The following is a 2,045-nucleotide window of genomic DNA, read 5'->3' as shown; positions in this document are numbered from 1 at the left end:
GAGCCGGATCAGTCCAGCCTGCCGATCTGATCCGTAATGAACATCCGCAGATTATTGCTACCATTTTGGTCCATCTGGAGCCGGATCAGTCCAGCGGAATTCTGGCAAGTTTCCCCGAGCGCATGCGCAATGAGGTGCTGATCCGTACCGCGACGCTGGAGGGCGTGCAGCCGCAAGCGCTGCGCGAACTGAACGAAGTGCTGGATATCGATGACCGCGCTATCCAGACCATCTTGCGCGAGGTGCAGTCCGACTCGCTGGTGATTGCCCTGAAGGGGACAACGCCGGAAATGCGCGAGAAAATCTTCAAGAATATGTCGCAGCGTGCTGCCGAAATGCTGCGTGACGATCTCGAATCCAAAGGGCCGGTCAAGTTGTCCGAGGTTGAGGGTGAGCAAAAAGAGATTCTCAAGATAGTGCGCAAGCTGGCTGACGAAGGCCAGATTGTGCTGGCAAGCAAAGGGGGGGATGAGGGCCTTGTCGAGTAATCCCATTATCTCTGCGGAAACTCTGGGTGCCTGGACCAGCTGGCAGCCCGGTGCGCTGGGCGCTTCAGTTGCGCTTGCCAAAAAGCCTGTGGAAGAGCCTGCGCCCGAGCCTGTAGGCATCGCGGTGCAAACTGTGGTGGATGACGCGCAAGCAACACGCGATCTGCTGGACGCGGTGCTTGCGTCTGCCAGCGAGCCGCGCCCGGTCACGATGCAGGCCCCTGTGTCGTTAGCGACCGAACCTGAGGTGCCTGAGTCTGTCCCGGCTGCGATGAGTTACCCCACTGCCGCCGAACTGGAGGCTATCCATCAGGAAGCCTGGCAAGCCGGCCATGATGCCGGTTTCGCCGAGGGATTGGCGGATGGGCATGCCGAAGGCCTGGGTCTTGGGCAGGGCGAAGTCAGGGCGCAATTCGAGCAGGCATGGGCACCGTTGGCGCAGCTGACGAGCGCCCTGGCTGACCAGCTCCCTCATCTGGAGGCCACCTTGTCACAAACGCTGGTGGCACTGGCTATCGAGTGCGGGGAGCGTTTGGCACTGGCGCATTTTGTTCATGCGCCGCAGGCATTGGAAGGCTTGGTGCGCGAGGCGCTGGCTTCTGCCGTTGGCGAGCTGTCACAGATCCGGGTACGGGTACATCCTGAGGATGCACAGGTGCTCGAGCACTTTTTGAGTCAGGAGTATCCGAAGAGCCATATCAAGTGGTTGCAGGATGCGGCCATTAGCCGTGGTGGCTGCATGATTGAAACGCAGCTGGCGCACTTTGACTTGTCCTTGGAAACCCGTCAGTCAGCCTTGCGCGCCGCTTTGGGGTTGGCTGTTGCCGGGCAGCCGGATGAGTGACTGGCTTGAGCGGCAGCTGACGCAGTTGCAAGCCTGCCGTCAGGTGCTGGCCGCTGCACCGACATGGCGTGCTCAAGGTCATCTGACCCGTGTCACTGGTCTGGTGATGGAGGCGGTCGGGCTCAAGCAACCGGTGGGGAGCGCCTGTCTGATTCATGTGGGCGGCGGGCATACGGTAGAAGCCGAAGTCGTGGGCTTTTCCGGCGAGCACCTCTATCTGATGCCGGTTGCCAATATTCACGGTTTGTTGCCCGGTGCCCTGGTCGAACCCCTGCGCACGGCCTTTCCCCCTGTTTACGGGCAAAAAGCCATGTTGGCGCATACGGGTGCCAGTCAGGGGCGGCAAGTGCCGGTCGGCATGGGGCTGATGGGGCGGGTGCTGGATGCGCTGGGCCGGCCGCTGGATGGCAAGGGGGCGATTGTCCCGGATGCCTGGGCGCCGCTGTATAGCCAACCATTGAACCCGCTGGCGCGCACACCGGTGCGCGAGGTGATGGATGTCGGCGTGCGGGCCATCAACGGCCTGCTGACGGTGGGGCGTGGCCAGCGTCTGGGTCTGTTTGCCGGCTCCGGTGTTGGCAAGTCGGTGCTCTTGGGTATGATGGCGCGCTTTACCCGCGCCGATGTGGTGGTGGTCGGCCTGATCGGCGAGCGGGGACGCGAGGTCAAGGATTTCATCGAAAACATTCTGGGCGAGGAGGGGCTGGCACGGG

The 2,045-nt window shown here is 62.1% G+C and carries 2 protein-coding genes and 1 pseudogene; all 3 read left to right on the top strand.

Annotated features, from left to right (window positions below; genetic code table 11):
* On the top strand, nt 1–488 hold a 488-nt coding region (locus tag EGI20_RS17745; protein WP_498633042.1), incomplete at its 5' end, for a flagellar motor switch protein FliG.
* Entirely contained in the window at nt 478–1,332 is an 855-nt protein-coding gene (locus EGI20_RS17740; RefSeq protein ID WP_498633040.1) for a FliH/SctL family protein, read from the top strand. The genes EGI20_RS17745 and EGI20_RS17740, both read left to right, overlap by 11 nt.
* A pseudogene (locus EGI20_RS17735) lies at nt 1,325–2,045 on the top strand (flagellum-specific ATP synthase FliI); the annotation flags it as partial. The gene EGI20_RS17740 and the pseudogene EGI20_RS17735, both read left to right, overlap by 8 nt.

This window comes from Aquitalea sp. S1-19 (assembly GCF_024343515.1).
The sequence above is the reverse complement of the archived record's forward strand: the minus strand, read 5'-3'. Positions and strand labels throughout refer to the sequence as shown.